This window comes from Helicobacter sp., from assembly GCF_029067145.1.
Lineage (GTDB): Bacteria > Campylobacterota > Campylobacteria > Campylobacterales > Helicobacteraceae > Helicobacter_D.
This window is the reverse complement of record NZ_JAIEFA010000094.1, coordinates 1-18,393: the sequence shown is the minus strand read 5'-3', so window position 1 is coordinate 18,393 and position 18,393 is coordinate 1. Positions and strand designations below refer to the sequence as shown.

The following is an 18,393-nucleotide window of genomic DNA, read 5'->3' as shown; positions in this document are numbered from 1 at the left end:
ATGCGCAGATTAAAATTTTAGGAATCGCAATGACAAATCAAAACCAAAAATACAGAGGAATTGTAGAAGTCTTACAAAATAGCAGTTGTGAAGAAATTGAAGCCTTTGTAACCTCACGATTCCATCAAAACCTTGCATTTTTTCAAACCGATTATCCCAATTTATTTGAAAGATTGCAACAACCCGCTAAAGAATATCAACTTTATATTGGAGAAGAAGGAATCAACATTCTTAATTTTGCACAAAATAGCTTCCTTTTCCCTTTGATTGATGGCAAATCAAGTATGCTAGAAGTGCATCAAAATTGCGCTTATAATCCTCCGATTAACGAAAAATGGAATCGTATTTATGGCACGCGTGCAGAAATGATGAATGAAAAGTTCCCTTATAGCAGTATTTTAATCAATGGAATCCTTGAATTTGCCGCAGACAATGGCGGGGTTGCTGCTTATCACTTGCCAAGTGATTTTTTGCCAAGCCTCAATCTCTTTGGCTTAGGAGGAGGAATTTTCTTGCAGATTTTAGCAGAAAATTATGCGATGATTCATAATTTCTTTATTTTTGAGGAATCCTTTGATTTGTTTAGAATCGCGTGCTTTTTTGTGGATTTTGCCTTGCTTTTTAGCAAAACTGAACACAGAGCGGGTTACATTTTCTTAGAAAGTATGATGCACCGAGACTATATCAACCATTTCTTTTTGACGCGCAAAATCAGCACTTCTATCGTGCGCTTTGAACTGATGATGTATCAAACGCCGCTCAATCAAAGTGCGCGCGGAATCGTTTTTGAAATGCATTCGCAAACCTTGCGTGGCTGGGGAACTTTTGAAGATGAAATGCGCGGAATCGTCAATAAACTAAGCTTTCCTCTTGCGCCTATGCTTTTAGAACCTAAACGCATTAATGCTCCTATTTGCGTCATAGCAAATGGTCCTAGCCTTGATTTCTTGCTTCCTTTTATTAAACAAAACCAGCACAAAATGATTCTTTTTAGTTGTGGAACTGCGCTAAAACCGCTTCTTAAGGCAGGCATTACGCCAGATTTTCAAATAGAAATTGAGCGACACGATTATCTAGATGAAGTATTAAAAGCCGCTCCATTAGGAGAGATTCCATTACTTTGTGCAAGCGTGTTAGACAAAAAGGCAAAAAGTCTTGCGAAAGAAATTTATCTCTTTGAACGCGACGGCTCTAGTGCAGCAAATCTCAATGCACCGCGTTTTAAAGTGCGTTTTACCGCGCCTTTGGTGGGTAATGCAGGAGCATCGCTTGCAAGTTATTTAGGAAGTGATGTGATTTTGTGCGGCTTGGATTGCGGATACAAAAAAGGTGCGAAAAAGCACGCTCAAAACTCCTATTATGAAGACGAAGAGGCACAGATTCCAGAGGACGCCTACCCTGTGGCGGGAAATTTCAGCGAGGATATTTATTCTGACGCTCTTTATTCTCTCTCGCGCACTGCTTTAGAGGAAGCTTTTAGGGCATTAAAACCCTTTAATATCCTAAATCTCAATGACGGAGCAAAAATCACAGGCGCACAAGCTGTGCATTATCAAGACTTTGAGCTAAAGTCTATTGATAAAGCCCAAGAGATTAAAAACCTTAAATCTCTTTTTAAAGACCCGCTTCAAGGGGACTTTTACACCAAAGAAACACAAAAGTATTTCTTTGAAATTCTTGCATTTAAAAACAAAATTCAAGACGGCTTCAAAGTCAAGGTAGAATCCAAAAAATCCCTTTTTATCGCGCTAGATAGAATCTTTGAAATCCTTTCTAAAGAGGGACAAAACAATCCTTTTATTGGGATTCTATTTGGTGGGACTTTAAGCCATTTTCTTTATGCCATTGCCCTAGCAAGCTTGCATTTGCCTCATAACAATATGCAAAACCTTTGGCAAAAGGCGCAAGCACTCTATATAGAGGGTATAGAAGCAATGATAACTTATTTACGAGAAGTGCTTTTGTCAAAAGTGGAACACTAATTGCTTCAGGATTTTTATCTCAAATGTCAAAAAGGATTGAAATGACAAGAAAAACATCTATCTCATTAGTTTTAGCGGGAACGCTTTTAGCAAGTAGTTTATTTGCAGCACAGCAAATTGATTCTGTATCCACAAGTGAAACCATTAGCCCTATTGGCAAAGCAGGCAATACCGTAGTAGCAAACTCAAGCTCTCAAAGCCCTTATGCAAGCTCACACGGCAGAAACTCTAACTCTCCAGCAGGTTTGCAAGGCATTGAAGTAGGAGGCGATGATATTGTGATTCCAAACGCGCCAATCATCACTCCTTCAAGCATTATTGAAATTAGCGCGATTGGTATGGGTGTTGCACCAGAATCTACACTCTCTCCAGCACAAGCTCTAGCATTGGCAAAACGCGCGGCAATCGTAGATGCTTACCGACAAATCGGTGAGAAAATGTATGGAATCCGCGTCAATGCACAAGACACCGTGCGAGATATGGTGCTTAAAAACTCAACCGTGAAAACAAAAGTATTAGCGGTGATTCGTAATGCAGAAATCGTAGAAACCGTTTATAAAGACGGACTTTGCCAAGTCAGTATGGAACTTAAACTTGACGGAAAAAGATGGTATCGTATCTTAACAGGCGAACAATTCTAAGTCTCGCCTCCTTAGGACTTATTCTCTTTGTAGTTTTGGGGTGCGCCAAAACGCCCCAAAACATACAAAATTCTACCTCCAAAACAATCTTTTTTTCTACAAAAGACTTCAAATTCTATGATTTAGGATTCATCAAAACCTATCCCAACCACACAACTTTAGAGATTTTCAATGCGGGCGTTTTACTACTCCAAATGGAATGCTATGCAAACAAAGTTTGTTTAAATCAAACCTGTTATTCTAAAGATTCTTTTATGCGGCGATTATTAGGAGACAGCCATTTTGATGACCTAGATTTACAAGCTGTCCTCTTAGGCAATGAAATCTTTTTTGGACAAAACAAACTCTCTAATGCAAGCGGATTTACACAAAACCTGAAGCGAGGCAACCATTCTTTATCTTACCAAGTGCAAGCGGATTCTATCACTCTGCACATTCAAGATTCACAAAAACAAAAGAAATTCGCACTAGAAATCAGCACACTGCCTTAAAAGAATCCCAAATGCAAATCTATCAACCCAAAAATGGCTATTGTTACAACAGCGATACATTATTTCTCTATGATTTCGCACTTCCTTTTTTGAAAATGCGTCATCATCTCCTAGAAGTTGGCGCGGGCTGTGGAGTGTTGGGTTTATTGTGCGCAAGAGATTCCAAATGCAAATTAACAATGATAGAAAAAAATCCTAAAATGGCAGAGTTTTGCGCTCACAATCTGCGCATAAATCACACCCAAGCACATTTGATTTGTGCGGACTTTTTAGAATACGATTTCAACTCCCAACCCACCCAAAGCGTAAATTCCCAAAATGCAGAATCCCAAAGTATAGAATCCCAAAAAACGTATTCTACAACCCAAGCGGCTTTTGACATTATTTTAAGCAATCCTCCCTTTTATCACGATGGAGTGGTGAAGTCCCAAAATTCTGATATTTTTAGCGCGCGTTATGCCCAAAACTTGCCCTTTTTAGATTTTGCTCGCAAAGTCAATTCCCTGCTCAAACCCACAGGAGAATTTATCTTTTGCTACGACGCAAAAGCGATTTTTCATCTTTTTAATGTGTTACATTCTTACAAAATGCGTCCAATTTGCTTGCGTTTTGTTTATCCAAAGCTAGATAAAAGCGCAACTTTGGTATTGTGTCGTTGCAAAAAAAATTCCAAAAGTCAATGCAAGATTCTGCCTCCGCTAGTTACCCATATTGACTTAGATTTCACGCAAGAAGTGCTTGGGATTTACAAAAAAGCCAAAACTTGGAGTATCAAATGTTAAAAGATTCGGACTTTCCCTTTGGCTTTGATTCAAGCAAATGCGAACAATGCGGCGGCAAATGTTGCACAGGAGAAGCGGGCTATATCTTTGTAACACCGCAAGAAATACAAGGAATCGCACAATTTTTAGGCTTAGAGTTTGACACATTTTGTCAAAAATTTGTCAAAAAAGTTGGCTATCGCTATTCTTTATGCGAGATTTTAGAAAGCAATGGCGCATATTCTTGCGTATTTTTTAAAAATGGCAGATGTCAAATCTACCCAAAGCGTCCTGCGCAATGCGTCCGATTCCCTTTTTGGGATTGCTACAAAGAAGAATGGACAGATTTATTAAAGGAATGTATCGGTGTGGTCAAAAAATAAACTTTTGATAAGTTTCAGTATTGTTTTACTCTTAGTTTTAGGTCTTGTGGGTTGTCTTAGGACAAATGATTTTAAATTCTCTTTTTTGAATACAAATTTTCCAGAAAATGAGGAAGACATTTATATTATGCAAGGTTATGCGGCACTAGATACGCAAGACTTACAAAATGCCAAAGAATCCTTTGCCAAAGCTTACGCAATCCGCCCTGACAAAAGCTATCTAAAAGAGATTCTAGGGATTCTAGTCGCACAACAAGATTTTGAAAATGCCAAAAAACAAGCGTATGAATATCTAGCAAAATACCCCAAAGACGACGATGTGCGCGGCGCATTGGTAGGGATTCTTACAAGCACAAAAAGCCTTGATGAAGCATTAAAGGAAGCAAAAATTCTCATCTCTTATAACAAAAGTGCGCAAAATTACGAAACGCTTGCTTCTGTTTATTTCTTACGTGAGGACTTCAAAAGCGCAGCCCAAACACTAAATCACGCCTATGCACTCACGCAAAACGAAATGATTTTAGATAAATTAGGGGCAATTTATCTGATTTTTTTACGAGAACCGCAAAAAACCATTACACTTTATGAAACACATATCCGAATACACGGAATCTCTAAGCTTATCGGCGAAAAACTTGCGATTATTTACACAGAATCCAAAAACTATCTTGAAGCGGCGCGAATTTATACGAATCTCTACACAGCTTTAGGCGACCAAAATTATGCAAAATTCACATTAGAGCTATATTTCAGACTCAAAAGGCTTGATTTAGCCAAAGCATTTTTACTACAAAACCCCAAAATTGACTCCCGCGATGAAATTTTATTGGAAGTCTATCGCCTCCAAAAAGACTTTTCAAATAGTATCAAGCAGGCGAAATTACTTTATCAAAACACGCACGATTTAAACTATCTTGCCTACTATGCAATGATGAGTTACGAAAACCTCAAATCCCACCCACGCGCTAAATTAATAGAAATTGAACACGACTTAAAAACCGCCGCCCAAAGCTTAGATGACGCGCTTTATTGGAATTATTTAGGGTATTTGATGATTGAGCACGATTTTAAGGATTCTACACGAATCCACGAGGGAATGCAATATGTACAACTCGCACTAGAAAAAGAACCACAAAATACCTATTATTTGGATTCTCTAGCGTGGGGATACTACAAGCTCAAAGATTGTACCAAAGCAAAGGAAATTATAGAACAAATCACACCAGAGGAACGCGAAAAAGAATCAGAAATCAACGCACATTACAAACAAATTGCACATTGCTTACACAAATAATCTTTATTATTTATTCTTTTGTGCGTTCTCTCAAATCCTCCTTACCCTTGCGCGTCATTGCGAACGCAGTGAAGCAATCCATAATCTAGCACAAATTAATTTTTACAATGGAATCTTAAAAAGCGAGATTCTTACATTTTGGGTTGCTTCGTCGTTCCATTCCTCGTAATGACGCAGTAGAGGAATTATTATCATATTAAATTTTGTAATCTTTATTATATAAACTCAAAAAAATATTGCACAGAATACTTTGCATTTTTTATTTTTTATGATAAAATATTTTTTAGCTTTGGCTGAATTCTAACCTAAAGTCAAAGTTGAGGTTATTTGATTGACAATCAATTAGGGAAAGTGAAACATTCGTTTCAGATTTTTCACTTTTGGTTTGAAATCAGATTGTAATTTCGAAATTCAATCAAGGAGATTAAAATGAAATTTCTAAAATTAAGTTTAGCAGCAAGTGTTGCTTTGGGTGCATTCTCTACTGCAAGTTTTGCTCAACCTTTAGAAGATGCAATTAAAGGAATTGATGTTAGTGGTTACTTAAGATACCGCTACAACAGTGATTACTATGAAAATAAAGGCTTCGCTAAAAAAGATGGTGGAGATGACACAAACACTCACCGCTGGAAAGCAGTAGCAGACTTCAAAGCTCCTGTGGCAGATAATGTTGCATTCAACTTCGGGATTCTTTACAACAATGAGCAAAATAATGTTCAAGGAACAGGTGGCTTAGGCACTGGTTTTGGTTCAGGTAAAGACGGAAGCTTTGGTGTAAGCACCTTTAATGCAGTGATTACTCCTGATAGCACAGCTACAACTGTTATCATTGGTAAGCAAAGATTAGCTACTCCTGTAACAAATGCGGGTGATGACGATAGAGGAACAGGTATCCTAGTTCTAAACAGCGACTTAGAAGGCTTCACTTTTGCAGCAGGTGCATTTGACTCTTGGAGTATTGATGATGTTCAAAAAGGCTATCTCACAGGTGATAACACAGGTGGTTCTGTAACTAAACCTCTTTATGCTCTAGCAGGTATTTATGGTGTAGATACAGACTATGGACACTTTGGTGCTCAACTTTGGGGATTCTATATCCAAGATGCAGTAGATGCACTAGGATTTGGTGAATTAAGCTGGAATAATGCTACCTTTGATGTTGCATTACAATATGCAATTGCTTCATTAAATAATGATTCGGATTCTGTATTGGGTGTATTACATGGTCCTGCTGCGACTTCTCAAATAAAATCAAACATTGCAGAAGCAAACGACTTATTTGTTCTTAACTTAGGTGCAAACTTCGCTCAAGAATATGATGTTCCACTAGATGTAAAACTTGGTTGGGTTACAAACTTCCAAGACGGAACAGCTGTTACACTTAATGATGATGGCACAGCATTCAAATACGCTGGAGCAATCTGGTGGCAAAATGCTGCAACAGGAATCAGCACTTCTGCATTATTACCAACAGGCGTGCATGGTTTCGGAACTGAGCAAGAAATCAGCGTATTCTATGGTGCAATCGGTTATTCTATGATTGATAACAGACTAAGAATCGGCTTGGATTATGTTTGGGGTAACAACGAAGTTACTTCAGGAAATGCAACAATTAAAGATACAGATTTCCAAGAAATCACTCCAAGAATCAGCTGGAAGCACAACAAAAACCTTACAATCAGTGGTTACTATGCTTACTTGATGACTGACGCTCCATCTGGTGCTCAATACGACGATGAAACTCGTGCAAGAGCAAGAGTAGAAGTAAAATACAGCTTCTAGTTTCTCCTCTTTCTTTGATGAGGGTTTCTCCCTCATCTTACGAGCAACACGAAAAATCCGCATTCCAAAATTTCTCCTTTAACTTTTGCTTTTAATTCTTTTACAATTCCATTGTTTTATTTGCATTATTATAGATTGCCACGCATTTTTTACAGAATATTCACAAAGACACGCACCACAAACATTCGTCATCTCCAAATAAATACAAAATTATCCCAAAATTTCCAATTTTTAAGCAGTTTCTTTTACTTGGCATTATAAACTTTTATTTTCAAACAAAAGGAATCTCAAATGCAATGGAATCACTTTGACACACGTTGGACACTCTCGCTTTTTGGCACTGCGGTAGGTGCTGGAATATTGTTTTTACCCATTCGCGCAGGCACTGGGGGATTCTATCCTGTGGTATTGATGAGCTTTCTCATCTTTCCTATGGTGTGGCTCTCACACCGCGCACTTAGCCGCTTCGTCAATGAATCCAAAAATACAGAGCACGATATTACGCACGCGGCAGAGGAATATTGGGGACGCGGAATCAGTTTTTTTATCACACTTCTTTATTTCTTTGCGATTTATCCTATTTGTCTTGCTTATGGGGTGGGCATTACCAACACTTTTGCAAGTTTTTTCGTTCATCAGCTAAATCTTGTTAGTCTTTACGACCCAAACACGATGACGCTTTATCCTCTTGCACGCGCAGGACTTGCTTTTGTGCTTGTTAGTGCGATGATGGCAGTAATGATATTCAAAGTAGAAACGATTACCAAAGCTTGTAATGCACTTGTCTATCCCTTGTGTGCAGTGCTTTTCGCATTTTCTCTCTACCTAATTCCCTATTGGAAACTAGAATCCCTACAAAAAATGCCGAGTTTTGAGGAATTAATCCAAGTTGTTTGGCTTACTTTGCCTGTGCTTGTATTTGCTTTCAATCATTCTCCTGCAATTTCCACCTTTACCCTTAGCGTGCGCAAAACCTATCCCAACTCACAAGAAAAGGCAAATCAGATTCTTTTTCGCACTGCAGTTTTACTGCTTGTGTTTGTAATGTTTTTTGTCTTTTCTTGTATTTTGTGTCTCAATGCGGAGGATTTCGCCAAAGCAAGAGAGGCAAACATTCCGATTCTTTCTTATTTTGCAAATCAATTCCATACACCCATTATTGCTTTAGGAGCACCGCTTGTGGCGTTTTTGGCGATTGTTAGCTCATTTTTTGGGCATTATTTTGGGGCATTTGAGGGCTTGAACGGAATCATAAGAAAAGCTATTAAACTAAGTGGCAATGAAGCACCCAATCTCCGCAGTATCAAAATCTTTAGCACTTTGTTTATGTATTTTACAATTATCCTTGTTGCCTATCTTAATCCTAGCATTTTGGGTTTCATTGAAGATTTGGGAGGTCCAATCATTGCGGCGATTTTATTTTTAATGCCCATTATCGCAATTTGGAGTGTAGGAAAACTCAAAAAATATAAAAATCCCTTATTGGACGGATTCGTATTTATCACAGGACTTTTGACAATTACAAGCGTTGTTTATAAGTTTTTCTTGTAGGGAGCAGACACACCGCGTCTCGTCCTTGCGAGGACTTGTCCGAAACAATCCATAACTTTAGCAATCAAAAAATATTCAATGGCGAGATAAATTATTATAGATTGCCACGCGTTATAAATAACGCCCGCAAAAACAAAATGAAAAATTACTCTAGTTTATTATAGATTGCTTCATCTCTTGCTTTGTTCATTCCGCGCAATGACGCAGTAACTCACGAATCGCATTTTCTAACATAGAATAGACTTTCTCAAAGCCATCTAAATCCTTAAAATAATAAGGGTCTGGAATCTCTTGCCCTTTTAAGCCAAAATCTCCCATTAAAGCAAGTTTTTCTTGTGGAAAACCTAACTGCAATAAGTCGTGATAGTTTTGCTTATCCATTGCGACAATCAAATCAAATTCTAAATCGCCATACACACTGACTTTGCGCCCTTTAAGACAAGAAATATCAATCCCGTGCCGCTTGCCTACCATAATAGAATGCTCACAAGGTGGCTCATCAATATGCCACCCGCTCGTTCCGGCAGAATCTATGCGCAAAGACAATCCCGCTTCTTTTGCAAGCTTTCTTGCGATTCCCTCTGCTAAGGGAGAGCGACAAATATTTCCCAAACATACAAACAAAATAGAATGAATCGCCATAAGATTCCTTAAAAACTCTGCAAACCTCCGCTTAACCCTGCATTGCAATCCATTTTTGTGCAATTCTCACTGCATTTGTTGCCGCACCCACGCGGATTTGGTCTGCAACGCACCAAAGGTGCAAAATACTTTTATCATAATTATCTACACGGATTCTGCCCACATAGGTTTCGTCTCTATCTGTGGCAATAATTGGCATAGGATAAGATTTTTCTTGCGGATTGTCAATCAATACCACACTTTCTGCTTTACTTAACACTTCTTGTGCTTCTTTAGCACTCACTTCACGCGCAAATTTAATCGTAATGGCTTCACTATGACTTCTAAGCACAGGCACACGCACGCAAGTTGCACTTACCGCAAAATCGCTGTGCATAATTTTGTTTGTTTCATTCACCATTTTCATTTCTTCTTTGGTATAGTCATTGCCCAAAAATACATCAATATGTGGAATCACATTTAACGCTATTCTGTGTGGAAATGCCTTTGGCTCGCATTCTTCTAAGCTAAAATCAAAGAATTTTTGCATTTGTGTTACAAGCTCCTCCATTCCCTTTTTGCCTGCACCTGAAACCGCTTGATAAGTGCTAACATCTACGCGCTGGATTCCAAAGGCTCTGTGCAGAGGCTCTAGGACTTGCACCATTTGGATTGTAGAACAATTAGGATTTGCAATAATTCCTGTTTTCTCCCATAAAGCAATGTCTTGCGGATTGACTTCAGGCACGACAAGCGGAACATCTTCTTGCATTCTAAAATGACTTGTATTATCAATTACGACTGCACCCGCCTTTGCCGCACTTGGTGCAAACTCCGCACTAATGCTTCCACCCGCAGAAAAGAAAGCAATTTCAATGTTTTCTTCTTCAAAGATTTCGTGGGTTAGCTCTTTGACTTTAATCCTCTCCTCTCCAAACTCTACCTCTTTGCCCACACTACGCGCACTTGCTAATGGCACAAGTTTGTTAATCGGCAAATTGCGCTCGCCCAAAACTCTAAAAATCTCTTCTCCCACCGCACCGGTCGCGCCTACAACAGCAATGTTAAATTTTCTCATTTTTTCTCCTTTAAAGTTTGATATTATAACGTTCCATTTTACTTAAAAGCAATTCTTTTTTGAATCCCAATAACTCTGCTGCACTATCCACATCAGAATCACTTGCCTTAAGAGCCTCATAAATCAACTCTTCCTCTAAATTGGCAATTTTCTTTTTGCCTCCACTCTCACGAGAGCTTAAAAACAAATCCTCTACCATAATTTCCTCTCCCTCGCACAGAATCGCTGCGCGTTCTATCACGGAAAGTAGCTCGCGAATATTACCAGGCCAACGATAAGCAAGCAATTGTTCTTGCGCTCCCTTTCCCCAATGTTTTTTGCCTACGCCATATTGTTTATCTACTTGTTCTAGCTTCCATTCACACAGCGGAATAATCTCCTCTGCTCTTTCCCGCAAAGGTGGAATACGAATCGGAATCGTTTGCAATCTAAAAAACAAATCCTCCCGAAATTCACCTTTTTGAATCTTTTTTTGAATATCTGCATTTGTTGCAGCAATGAAGCGAATATCCACCTTGATAGGCTTTGAACTTCCCAAACGCACGACTTCCTTTTCTTGCAAAACACGCAAAAGCTTCGCTTGTAAAGAAGCAGGCATTTCTCCGATTTCGTCCAAGAAAATGCTTCCGCCATTGGCTGCTTCAAACTTCCCAGCTCTACCCTCTGTGGCGTCTGTAAATGCTCCCTTTTCATAACCAAAAAGTTCAGATTCTAGCAAATTATCTGGAATCGCAGCCATATTTAGTGCAACAAAAGGCATTTGCGCTCTAGGGGAGCTTTGATGAATATAATTTGCAAACAATTCTTTTCCTACTCCACTTTCTCCAAGCAAAAGCACAGAAGCGTCAGTTTTGGCAGCTTTATTTGCGAGTTTAAGCGAATTTTCTAATGCAGGTGAGCTTGCAATAAACTGCTTATTTTCAGAGATTTTATCGTTTGATTTTCCAGCTTTTAGTGATTTCTTGCTTGCTTTTGCTATTACTTCTTGTGCTTTTTTAGCGCGTAAAATCGCCTCCACGAGAGTTTCAATCTCAAATGGCTTTGTCAAAAAATCTTTCACGCCTAAACGAATGGAATCAATCGCCTTACTCAAAGTTGCATTCCCAGTGATAATAAGCGCCTCATAACGTCCATTTAAGACTTTTAAAAACTCCAAGCCGTCCATTTGGGGCATATTAATATCCGTGATGACTAAATCTATACTATCATCAAGCTTTTTAAGCGCGTCTTTTGCACTTTTGAAGCTCACAACCTCAAATTCATCGTATTCCCCTAATGCAATTTCAAGAGATTTTCGCATATTAATATCATCTTCAACGATAGCTAATTTCATCTTTACTCCTTTATTGCTTTTATTGCCTTATTTATATCACGAGTGAGTGCGTAAATCGTTGCGATTCCATCAGCATACTCTATTTGTATGCGTGTTGGCGGAATCATTAAATAAGTTATGGATTTGCCTTGCAAATTCTGCACTTGCGTGTTATCTTCTAGCTTCACTCCCCAATTCAAAAAACATTCTAAAATTTTCTCTTTATAGTCGCGAAGCAAAGCTTTTTCAGTTTTTGCCTCGTGGCTAATTGTGCATTTTTTATAAGGATTCTTTGCTTGACGCAAAATATTTGCACTTACCATTGCAGGAGAAAAATAATATTTTTCGTTTAAAAGCATACTATCTCTTGCTGCAACTCTATAAGAAAAAATATATTCTGACGCCTCACAAAAAGCAGTCAAATACATTATCCCTAACAGAATCCTCCACATTATTCTAAATTATCGCCTCCAAGCAATCTTGTCTCCTCGCCCTCATCGCCCTCACTTGCTTCCGATTCCTTTTCTTCTTTGGGACAACGCGCAATAGAGACAACCTTGTCATCATCTACATTGACGATAATCACCCCACTTGTCGCGCGTCCTGCCTTACGAATGCTTTGCATATCTACACGAATCATCTTACCGCTACTTGTAAGCACCATAAGGTCCATTTTTTCATCTACATTGACAACCCCTACAAGCTTACCAGTCTTACCTGTAAGCTTCATCGCAATCACACCCTTGCCTCCACGATTCGTGATTCTATATTCATTCACTTCTGTGCGCTTACCGATTCCTTTTTCGCTCACGCTCAAAATCTCTTCATTTTCATCTATGATTGTAGTTGCGCCAATCACATAATCGTTTGGCATTTTGAATTTGATTGCTGTGACACCGCGCGCCACACGCCCAATTTCACGCACATTTTCCACACCAAAGCGCACGCACATTCCCTCGTAAGTTACGACTAGAATTTCTTTAATGCTAGGATAGATGATTTTTGCTGTAACAAGCTCATCGTTTTCATCTAAATTAATGGCTCGGACGCCTACACTTCGGATATTTTTAAACTCACTCAAATTGGTGCGCTTAATGATTCCATTTTTGGTAAAAAACGCGATAGATTTGTCCTCGTTAAAGTCTTTTGTCGTAATCGTTGCCATAATCTTTTCATCGGAACTTAGATTAATGAGATTCACTACTGCCTTACCAATTGCTGTTCTACTTGCCTCTGGGATTCTATAAACCTTGAGCCAATAAAGCTGCCCTTTGTTAGTAATAAACATAATTGTATCGTGCGTATCAGAGACAAAGAAACTTTCAATAAAATCATCTTCGTGCGTATTCGCAGAGATTTTTCCTTTGCCTCCACGATTTTGTTTTTCATAAGTGCGCACCGGCACGCGTTTCACATAGCCGCGATGGCTCATCGTTACAACCACAGGTTCATTAGGAATTAAATCCTCCATATCAATATTTTCATAATCCTCTTCAATCGCAGTTTTTCGCTTCGTTGAAAATTTTTCTTTGGATTCTAATAATTCCTCTTTGATGATTGCATTTAATTTCGCTTCACTTTTTAATATCTCACTCAATCGTGCAATTTCCTTTAAAAGTTCTTGGTATTCATTCTCTATTTTATCGCGCTCCAAGCCTGTTAATCTTTGCAAACGCATATCAAGAATTGCTTGTGCCTGAATCTCACTTAGATTAAACTTGCTTACTAAGCCCTCTTTGGCGACTTTTGGGTCGCTACTTGCACGAATGAGTGCGACAATTTCATCAATGTTTTCAAGTGCAGTTTTCAAGCCCTCTAAAATATGCGCACGCGCTTTGGCTTTTTCTAATTCAAAAATCGTCCGCCGAATCACTACGCTTTTGCGATGAGAAATAAAAAGTTCCAACAACTCTAAAAGCGTGAAAACTTTTGGCTCTTTATTGTGGATTGCAAGCAAAATGATTCCAAAAGTGGATTCCATAGGCGTGGATTTAAAGAGATGATTAAGCACAATCTCACTCATTGCTTCGCGCTTTAGCTCCACAACAACGCGGATTCCGTCGCGGTCGGATTCATCACGCACTTCAGAGATTCCCTCAATCACCTTATCTTTGGCAAGTTCGGCAATCTGCTCTACAAGGCGCGCTTTATTGACTTGATACGGAATCTCATCAATCACGATAATGTCTTTTGTTTTAGTTTTTTCAATATGCGTTTTCGCGCGGATTCTAATGCGCCCGCGTCCGCTCTCATAGGCTTCGCGGATTCCACTTTTGCCATAGATAATCCCACCGGTTGGAAAATCTGGACCTTCAATAAATTGCAAAATTTCTTCCAATGAGGCTTTGGGATTGTCAATCAAATAAATTAACGCGTCTATAATCTCATCTACGCGGTGGGGAGGAATGTTTGTTGCCATTCCTACCGCAATTCCATTAGAACCATTAATCAACAAGTTTGGCAAGCGACTTGGCAAAATATCTGGCTCTTGCAAAGTGTCATCATAGTTTGGCAAGAAATCCACAGTGTCTTTATCAATATCACGCAACAATTCCTCTGCGGCTTGTGTCATTCTTGCTTCAGTATAACGCATTGCCGCCGCACTATCGCCATCAATACTTCCGAAGTTTCCTTGTCCATCTACCAATTCTAAACGCATAGAAAAATCTTGTGCCATTCGGACTAATGCGTCATAAACTGCGGTGTCTCCGTGTGGGTGGTATTTACCGATGACATCTCCTACGATTCTTGCGCTCTTTTTATAGGCAACTCTTGAAGTAACGCCTAATTCATACATCGCATACAAAATCCTACGATGCACAGGCTTCAATCCGTCTCTTGCATCGGGTAATGCACGCCCCACAATGACGCTCATAGAATAGTCCAAATAACTTTCTTTAATGGAATCCTCTATATTAACATTTTGAATATCTTGATTGAGTAGGTCTGACATTCCTTCCCTTTTATTTAATCTTGCTTAAAGTTCGCGATTTTATCTTTATTTTACTTTAATCTTGCTAATGAACGAGGAATTTTGCTTTTATTTTAAGGTTGTTTGCAAAACTCTTTCAAATCCTTTTTATTTTTGAAAACTAAAGTTTCATTTTCTAATTTGCACAAAAAATCCAGAATCTCCTTGTGTGTTAGGATTCCTACTTTTAGGCTTTCACTTGAAGCATTAGGGAACTCTTTTACCTTTAAACCCAAAAAATCATTTTCTATGAACAATGGCATACCAAGTATTTTTTCTTTTTCTTCTTTAGAGAAATCCAAAAAGCTTTTTAATGGGATTCTACTGCGCAAAAACTCTGACCAATCTTGCTCACCAAAATAAGAAATCTCCAAATTCTCTTCCAAAAGCGTTTTGAATGGAATTTGGATAGGCTCTTTTAAGAGATTGAAATAAGTTTTTTTGAAACTCAATTCGCGAAAATTTGGCGTAGGCAAAACATTGCAATAAATATCAGTAAATCTTTCTACTTCTAGCACAGCCAAATCCAAATTATCGTCTAATGCCAAAATTTTGGCGTGGCTTAAACAAGCAATCGGCTGCCCCAAAACTTCTGTATGGTAGAGCGTAATCTCCTCTGCTTTTTTCTTGTCAAAAACAATCTTTGCGCTTGTAAGGACTAAATTATGATTTATTACAAAACCATAGCCCTCAACATAGCTTGGTATATGCCGATTGGGTTGTTCAAACTCTGCAACGACTTTGACGCTATCTTGTAGCCATTGCGGATATTTTGCATTCGCGCTAAGTGCCAAAAGCACGATAAGGATAATTTTTGCCATACTTGTCCTTTTGCAATTTTTAATGCTTAAAATACTACAATAAAAACTTTAATTTTACACTAAGGATTTAAAAATGGAATTAAAAGAATTTAATCCAACACAAGAAGAACTCAACTCAATGCAATATGCAACCATTGCAACAGAAAAAGGAGAAATGAAATTTAAACTTTTCCCTAAAGAAGCACCCAACACGGTGGCAAATTTTGCAAGTCTCGCCCAAAGCGGATTCTATAATCATTTAATTTTTCACCGCGTCATTCGTGGATTTGTCGCACAAGGTGGTTGCCCTGAAGGTAGCGGGCGCGGAGGACCGGGCTATCGTATCAAATGCGAATTAGAAAACAATCCGCACAAGCATTTCAAAGGCTCACTCTCTATGGCGCACGCGGGACGAGACACAGGAGGGAGTCAGTTTTTTATTTGTTTTGCACCACAACCCCACTTGGACGGAGAACACACTATCTTTGGGCAAATTGCTCCTAACGACAAGGCAAGCCTTGCAGTATTAGATTCTATCCAACAAGACGATAAGATTCTAAGTATCGCCATTTCTGCAGAATAAACATAAAATCAGCAATCCTCTGTGGTTGCTCCCTTGCGATTCTATGCTTTTGATCGCAAAACGCTATGATTTTACAAGCAGAATCCCAAAAATCACAAAGATAAAATATATTTTCAAGCACTTTAAAAGCTTTTTGAGTTATAATCTAAGCTTAAATTAATTAAATTTTAAGAAATTTCAGGAATCTTTATGCCTACAAATTTGAAGTTTATTGAGCCAACGCGTCTTTATACAGCGTTTTTTATACTTGTTGCAGTCCTCTTGATTATCATCTTTCATCACCCTTTGCTCCTATGGGTAGTGTTTGGAATAGCCTTTATCATCGGCTTTTATGAGTCCTACAAACTTTACAACAAAACAACTCCAAGCCTCCCATTCCTATCCTTTGCGCTTGCAATATGGTTAAGCGTCTATCTTTTAGAATCCCCGCTTGGTGTCTTTTGTATTTTGGTGCTTTTGGGTGCATACCAAAGCTATACCAAAAAGGGAACAATAGAGCAAATGTTACCCTTTATTTATCCTACGATTCCATTTATTTTTTTGTATTTACTCTATTTAGACAATTCCATTAACGCCCTCATTTGGTTGATTGTCATCGTAGGGCTTACGGATAGTTTTGCCTATTTTGGAGGCAAACTCTTAGGAAGCAAACTTTTTAGCAATTCCGCTTTCTGTCCTACTTCTCCTAATAAAACCAAAGAGGGAGTGCTTGTTGGGGTTGGAATCGCAACCCTCATTGGCTCACTAGTTGGGCTTGGAGTTTGCGGATTCTTTACCTCTTTAATTCTCACATTTATTACAAGCATTACAAGCGTATTTGGCGACTTATACGAAAGTTATCTTAAACGTCAAGCAGGCGTCAAAGACAGCGGCTCTATTTTGCCTGGACACGGCGGAATCCTTGACCGACTTGATGGCTATTTCTTTGCTGTCATCATTCTTTACACTCTTTTGCAGATGATTAACCTATGATTATTCTTGGTTGCAGTGGCTCTATTGGCGTCAATGCTTTAGAAATCGCCAAACGATTCTGTTTAGAAATTGAAGTGCTAGGCGCAGGAAAAAACATTTCTCTTTTAAACAAGCAGATTTTAGAACACCGCCCTAAAGCTATTGCGATTGCCGATGCGCAAGATATTCCTAAAATTACTCCTGAATTTCAAGGGGAAATCTATATCGGCAAAGAGGGAATCCTCCAAGCAATTTTGGATTCTAAATCCAAATTAGTCCTCAATGCGCTCACAGGATTTTTAGGTTTAGAACCGACACTTTGCGCAATCCATTGTGGCAAAAAAGTTGCTTTGGCAAACAAAGAAAGTCTAGTGGCTGGCGGGGAATTGATTGATATTTCAAAAATTATTCCCATTGATAGCGAACATTTTAGCCTTAGCTATTTGTTGGGATTTCCTAAAACCTCTCGTCCTTTTAGGAATCTCTACATAACTGCAAGCGGTGGGGCATTTCGCGATATGGATTTAAGCGAAATTCCACATCAAAATGCACTCAACGCCCTAAAACACCCAAATTGGCAAATGGGCAAAAAAATCACGATTGATTCGGCAACAATGGTAAATAAACTTTTTGAAATCCTAGAAGCCTATTGGCTCTTTGGAAGCAAAAATATTGATGCTTTAATAGAGCGTAACTCTCACATTCACGCCCTTGTAGAGTTTTGGGACGGCAGCGTTGTGGCGCATTTTGCCAATGCAAATATGCAATTACCTATTGCGTATGCAATACAGCTTGGACTTGGGTTACCCGAATCTTTTTTGCATTCTTTCCATACAAACAAAGCAATCCCGGATTCTATTATTTCGCAACTAGACTTTCAAAACAAAAATTATCAACTCCAAAAGATTGAAAGTGCGCGCTATCCTCTATGGAATCTTAAATCCGCATTACTAGAGAATCCTAAGCTTGGTTTAGTGCTAAATGCCGCGAATGAAATTGCCGTAGAAGCCTTTCTACAAGATTCTATTTCTTTTGGCACAATGACACAAATCGTGCAAGATTCTATGCAAACCTTTAATAAAATCCATTTTAAAAGCAAAGAGGAAATGATTGCCTTAGACGAAGAAGTCAGGGATTATACAAAACGCAAACTTTAATTTTTTCATTGGATATTTTCTTCATTATTTATTGA

Annotated in this window: 16 protein-coding genes and 1 pseudogene; 11 read left to right on the top strand and 6 right to left on the bottom strand. The window is 38.7% G+C overall.

Features of this window, described 5'->3' with window-relative positions:
* Positions 1-29: 29 nt before the first annotated feature.
* From K2N75_RS09035 to K2N75_RS09000, 8 genes and pseudogenes are all read left to right on the top strand, one after another.
* Positions 30-1,982: a 6-hydroxymethylpterin diphosphokinase MptE-like protein gene (locus K2N75_RS09035; RefSeq protein WP_297680656.1), complete on the top strand. Its 1,953-nt coding sequence runs from the start codon at positions 30-32 to the stop codon at positions 1,980-1,982.
* A 281-nt stretch (positions 1,983-2,263) separates the two neighbouring features.
* Positions 2,264-2,623: pseudogene (locus K2N75_RS09245) on the top strand (LPP20 family lipoprotein); the annotation flags it as partial.
* Positions 2,590-3,114, top strand: coding sequence for a hypothetical protein (locus K2N75_RS09025; protein ID WP_297680653.1), 525 nt, complete (start codon positions 2,590-2,592; stop codon positions 3,112-3,114). The pseudogene K2N75_RS09245 and the gene K2N75_RS09025, both read left to right, overlap by 34 nt.
* Positions 3,115-3,125: 11 nt before the next feature.
* Positions 3,126-3,896, top strand: coding sequence for a methyltransferase domain-containing protein (locus K2N75_RS09020; RefSeq protein WP_297680651.1), 771 nt, complete (start codon positions 3,126-3,128; stop codon positions 3,894-3,896).
* Complete coding sequence (locus K2N75_RS09015) at positions 3,890-4,258, top strand: YkgJ family cysteine cluster protein (RefSeq protein ID WP_297680649.1); 369 nt, start codon at positions 3,890-3,892, stop codon at positions 4,256-4,258. The genes K2N75_RS09020 and K2N75_RS09015 overlap by 7 nt, the downstream gene beginning before the upstream one ends.
* Positions 4,242-5,552 (top strand): hypothetical protein, encoded by a 1,311-nt coding sequence (locus K2N75_RS09010; protein ID WP_297680647.1) that lies wholly within the window; start codon positions 4,242-4,244, stop codon positions 5,550-5,552. Before K2N75_RS09015 ends, K2N75_RS09010 begins: the two co-directional genes overlap by 17 nt.
* 429 nt (positions 5,553-5,981) lie before the next feature.
* A complete protein-coding gene (locus K2N75_RS09005) occupies positions 5,982-7,334 on the top strand; it encodes a major outer membrane protein (RefSeq protein WP_300120401.1) in 1,353 nt (450 codons plus the stop codon).
* 291 nt (positions 7,335-7,625) lie between these two features.
* Positions 7,626-8,885: an aromatic amino acid transport family protein gene (locus K2N75_RS09000; RefSeq protein ID WP_297681185.1), complete on the top strand. Its 1,260-nt coding sequence runs from the start codon at positions 7,626-7,628 to the stop codon at positions 8,883-8,885.
* A 186-nt stretch (positions 8,886-9,071) separates the two neighbouring features.
* On the opposite strand, the gene K2N75_RS08995 is transcribed toward K2N75_RS09000, so the two are convergent.
* The 6 genes from K2N75_RS08995 to K2N75_RS08970 form a co-directional block, all read right to left on the bottom strand.
* On the bottom strand, positions 9,072-9,527 hold the full coding sequence (locus K2N75_RS08995; RefSeq protein WP_297681187.1) for a low molecular weight protein-tyrosine-phosphatase: 456 nt from the start codon (positions 9,525-9,527) through the stop codon (positions 9,072-9,074).
* 31 nt (positions 9,528-9,558) lie between these two features.
* Positions 9,559-10,584 carry an aspartate-semialdehyde dehydrogenase gene (locus K2N75_RS08990; RefSeq protein WP_297681189.1) on the bottom strand — a complete coding sequence of 342 codons (1,026 nt, stop codon included), beginning with the start codon at positions 10,582-10,584 and terminating at the stop codon, positions 9,559-9,561.
* A gap of 10 nt (positions 10,585-10,594) precedes the next feature.
* On the bottom strand, positions 10,595-11,917 hold the full coding sequence (locus tag K2N75_RS08985) for a sigma-54 dependent transcriptional regulator (protein WP_297681192.1): 1,323 nt from the start codon (positions 11,915-11,917) through the stop codon (positions 10,595-10,597).
* Between the two features lie 2 nt (positions 11,918-11,919).
* Positions 11,920-12,348, bottom strand: coding sequence for a hypothetical protein (locus K2N75_RS08980; protein WP_297681194.1), 429 nt, complete (start codon positions 12,346-12,348; stop codon positions 11,920-11,922).
* On the bottom strand, positions 12,348-14,849 hold the full coding sequence (gene gyrA / locus K2N75_RS08975) for a DNA gyrase subunit A (RefSeq protein WP_297681198.1): 2,502 nt from the start codon (positions 14,847-14,849) through the stop codon (positions 12,348-12,350). The genes K2N75_RS08980 and gyrA overlap by 1 nt, the downstream gene beginning before the upstream one ends.
* A 92-nt stretch (positions 14,850-14,941) precedes the next feature.
* Positions 14,942-15,688 (bottom strand): hypothetical protein, encoded by a 747-nt coding sequence (locus K2N75_RS08970; RefSeq protein WP_297681200.1) that lies wholly within the window; start codon positions 15,686-15,688, stop codon positions 14,942-14,944.
* Between the two features lie 73 nt (positions 15,689-15,761).
* Between K2N75_RS08970 and K2N75_RS08965 the strand changes: the two genes are divergently transcribed.
* The 3 genes from K2N75_RS08965 to dxr all read left to right on the top strand — a co-directional run bounded on the left by K2N75_RS08965 (position 15,762) and on the right by dxr (position 18,358).
* A complete protein-coding gene (locus K2N75_RS08965; protein ID WP_297681202.1) occupies positions 15,762-16,250 on the top strand; it encodes a peptidylprolyl isomerase in 489 nt (162 codons plus the stop codon).
* Between the two features lie 189 nt (positions 16,251-16,439).
* On the top strand, positions 16,440-17,222 hold the full coding sequence (locus tag K2N75_RS08960; protein ID WP_297681204.1) for a phosphatidate cytidylyltransferase: 783 nt from the start codon (positions 16,440-16,442) through the stop codon (positions 17,220-17,222).
* Positions 17,219-18,358, top strand: coding sequence for a 1-deoxy-D-xylulose-5-phosphate reductoisomerase (gene dxr / locus K2N75_RS08955; protein WP_297681206.1), 1,140 nt, complete (start codon positions 17,219-17,221; stop codon positions 18,356-18,358). Before K2N75_RS08960 ends, dxr begins: the two co-directional genes overlap by 4 nt.
* The last annotated feature ends 35 nt before the right edge of the window (positions 18,359-18,393 follow it).